This window comes from Protofrankia sp. CiP1_Cm_nod3 (genome assembly GCF_982290655.1).
Window position 1 is genome coordinate 1 of sequence record NZ_CEVIVD010000120.1, and the last position, 3,138, is coordinate 3,138.

Genomic DNA, 3,138 nt, shown 5'->3' on the forward strand with positions numbered 1-3,138 from the left:
CCACTCATCCAGCATGCCACGGCCGCCCAACATGCCCAAAACAGGACGATCGGTCGCGGCTGGCTACGTCCACAGCCTGATCCAGTGCGCCATTGGGGGCGGCATGTGGGGGTGACAGCCGCCGTTGCCACGCTGGGCGCGTCGGGGCCGCGGGAATCGCCCGTCCCAGATGGTGGAAATGTCCGAATCTGCTGATAGTCTCGTACACGTGTTCGATTCTGTGGAGATCGAGAGCTTTTCTCCGACGGCTGCCCCGGCGGTGGCTGGCCCCCTGGAGCCCACCGGCCACCACGATGCCGTCCAGCCCGCCTCCGCTGGCACCGCCGCGTCCACCGCGGCCTGCCGCCCCTGTGCTCCCTCGCCACTCGTCCCCCGCGAGGGGCCTCCGGTGGAGAGTGGCGCGTCCGGCGCGGCTTGCCACACAGGCGGCGCCCCGCCGGCGGTGGAGGGCGGTAACGCGGCTGGCCGGCTGTCGGCAGTGAAAGGCGGTGGTGTGCCGCCGACGGTTGACGCGGTCGCTGGTCCGCCGGCAGTGGCGTCCTGCGATGCGGATGGCTGCCTGTCCCTGATGGCCGCGGTGCGGCGGCGGATCGCCGGGCTGGAGGCGGTCTGCTGCGCGCCCAGGCCCGGTTCGCCGCGCTGCGGCCGACCCCGCCTGAGGAGGCGAAGCGGGCTGGGCCGGGCTGGGCCGCAGAGGAGATCGCCGCCGAGCTCGCCCTGTCCCCGGCCGCCGCGGCGGCCGGCCTGGAACTGGCCATCACCGTCGTCGACCGGCTCCCGGCCACCCTGGCTGTGTTGGAGGCCGGACAGATCGACCTGGGCCGGGTCCGCGCGGTCGCCGAGACCACCGCGGCGCTCTCCTCGGAGCAGGCCGGCGCGGTCGAACGGAAAGTGCTCGCCCGGGGTGGGCGGGCCAGCCCGAGCCTGTTCCGCCAGGCGCTGCGCCGCGCTGTGCTCAGCGCCGACCCCGACGGCGCCCGGCGGCGGCACGCCCACGCCCGCAAGGGCCGGCAGGTCCAGCTCCACCCCGCCGAGGACGGCATGGCCGAACTGTGGGCGCTGCTGCCCGCGGTCGACGCCCAGGCCGCCTATCAGCGCTTGGATGCGCTGGCCCGCGCGGTCACCGGCCCGGAGGCCTCTTCCGGTGTGGACGCACTCCCCGACATGGGCGCCCGCCGTGCTGTCGACGGCCCGGACGAGCCGCCCAGCATGGATGCCCGCCGCGCGGACGTGCTGGTCGATCTGCTGCTGGGCCGGGATCGGGGCGGGCAGGTGTCGGTGGAGGTGGAGGTGGGGGTGCTGGTGTCGGCGGCGACGCTCGCCGGGGTCAGCGACACCCCTGGGGAACTGGCCGGATACGGGCCCCTGCCCGCGGACATCGTCCGTGAGCTTGCGCGGGAGGCGACCTGGCGGCGGATCCTCACCGACCCCGCCCAGGGCGACCGGCCTGTCGAGGTCGGCCGCCGGTTCCCCGCCCCCGGGCTGGCCCGGCTGCTACGCACCCGGGAGCAGGTCTGCCGGTTCCCGGGCTGCCGGAAACCCGCCCGGTTCTGCGACCTCGACCACATCCAGCCACACAGCGCCGGCGGGCCCACCAGCGAGAAGAACATGCTCGCGCTGTGCCGACGCCACCACAGGGCCAAGCACGAGGGCGGCTGGACGGTACAGCGGGCCGGCGGTGACACGGCAGTGTGGGCCAGTCCGACCGGGCGGACCTACTTCGACATCCCCGAACCCTGGGACGAGCCGACCCGGCCGGGAGCTGGAGAACGCTCCAGAACAGGGGAAGAGGAGGGCGCCTGCCCTGCGCCTCGACGGACAGTCGTTACCATCCCCGCGTCCAGCTCCGACTGCCGGGCCGGGGGTCAGAGCCGGGCCGGGGCACATGATCCGACCACGGCCGGGACCGGGCACAGCAGCATCCCGGATCTCGGCCCACCACCCTTCTGAAGGTTCTGGCCTTCTGAAGGTTCTGGCCCGTCATCCTCTTGAAAGCCGGTGGCATGCCCGCGAGTCCGGTGGGGCCAGCTCGAGAAGCGGTGTTACGGACAGTGATATTTAAGTGTTCTTGCAGGTAATAGCCCTACTTTAGAGATCATCGATAGAGATTGTTTGATGTTCATTTGGTGGTGGATGGCTGGCTTGTCGGGTTGTGCGGGTCGCTGGCTGTCCGGAACGCACCCGTGGTCGGAGCTGATCCGCGGGGTTGAGTTCTACAGTTTGTCGTAGGCTGATGGGCCAGGGCGCGTACCGGCCCGCTCCGGTCCGGACGGTGGCCGGCCGGTAGAAGCGGCCGGCCGGTAGAAGCGGCCGGCCGGTCGAAGAGATGGCGGTAACGCGGTCATGATCTTTTCGCGTTTGGGAGTCTGGATGGCCGGTCGGAGAGCCCGGAACCGGCGGTCCTGGATCACCGAGTTGCCGGAGATCCGGGAGGCTCGGGTCATCAGGTCACCGGGAGGAGTGTGTGTGGACGGGCGGCAGGGCGCGCGAGCGGCATCCGACGTGTCGCGCATGCGGGCTGGCCGGACGTCGTACCGCCGTGTCCTGAAGCACCGTTTCCTGAGGGCTGTCCGCTCCCTGAGGGCTGTCTGCGCGCTGGGCCTCTCGATGCTGGTGATGAGCGCTTCGATGCTGATGGCGGCCGCATGCTCGAGCGGGGGCGACAGCGTGGACCAGGCCGCTGGCGGTGGCTTCGGTTTCGTCCAGCAGGCGCCCAACTCCGACTTCGTCCCGGTCGACAGCCGCAGGACGGCTCCCGACCTCACCGGTTCCACCGTGGCCGGTCCTGATCTGAGCCTGACGGCCTTCCGCGGGAAGATCACCGTTGTGAATTTCTGGGCGTCATGGTGCGCACCGTGCCGGGCAGAGACGCCCGGCCTGGTCAAGATGGCCGCGGACAACCCAGAGGCGGCCTTTGTCGGGGTGAACGAGAAGGACAATCTCTCCGCGGCGAAGGCGTTCATCCGGGACAACGGCGTGACCTATCCGAGCATCGTCGACCGGATTGGCACGCTCGCGGCGCGCTGGCCGGTCCCGCCTGGTCTGCCGTCGACCTTCGTGCTCGACCGCGAGGGCCGGCTTGCCGCCCGCTTCACCGGCGGCGTACTCCCGGACGAGTTGACACCCGTACTCGCCCGG

The 3,138-nt window shown here is 71.3% G+C and carries 2 protein-coding genes; both read left to right on the forward strand.

Annotated features, from left to right (window positions below; translation table 11 throughout):
• The first annotated feature begins 639 nt into the window (after nucleotides 1-639).
• Complete coding sequence (locus AC5LUJ_RS18775; RefSeq protein WP_493465390.1) at nucleotides 640-1,950, forward strand: HNH endonuclease signature motif containing protein; 1,311 nt, start codon at nucleotides 640-642, stop codon at nucleotides 1,948-1,950.
• A 678-nt stretch (nucleotides 1,951-2,628) separates the two neighbouring features.
• On the forward strand, nucleotides 2,629-3,138 hold a 510-nt coding region (locus tag AC5LUJ_RS18780; protein WP_493465386.1), incomplete at its 3' end, for a TlpA family protein disulfide reductase.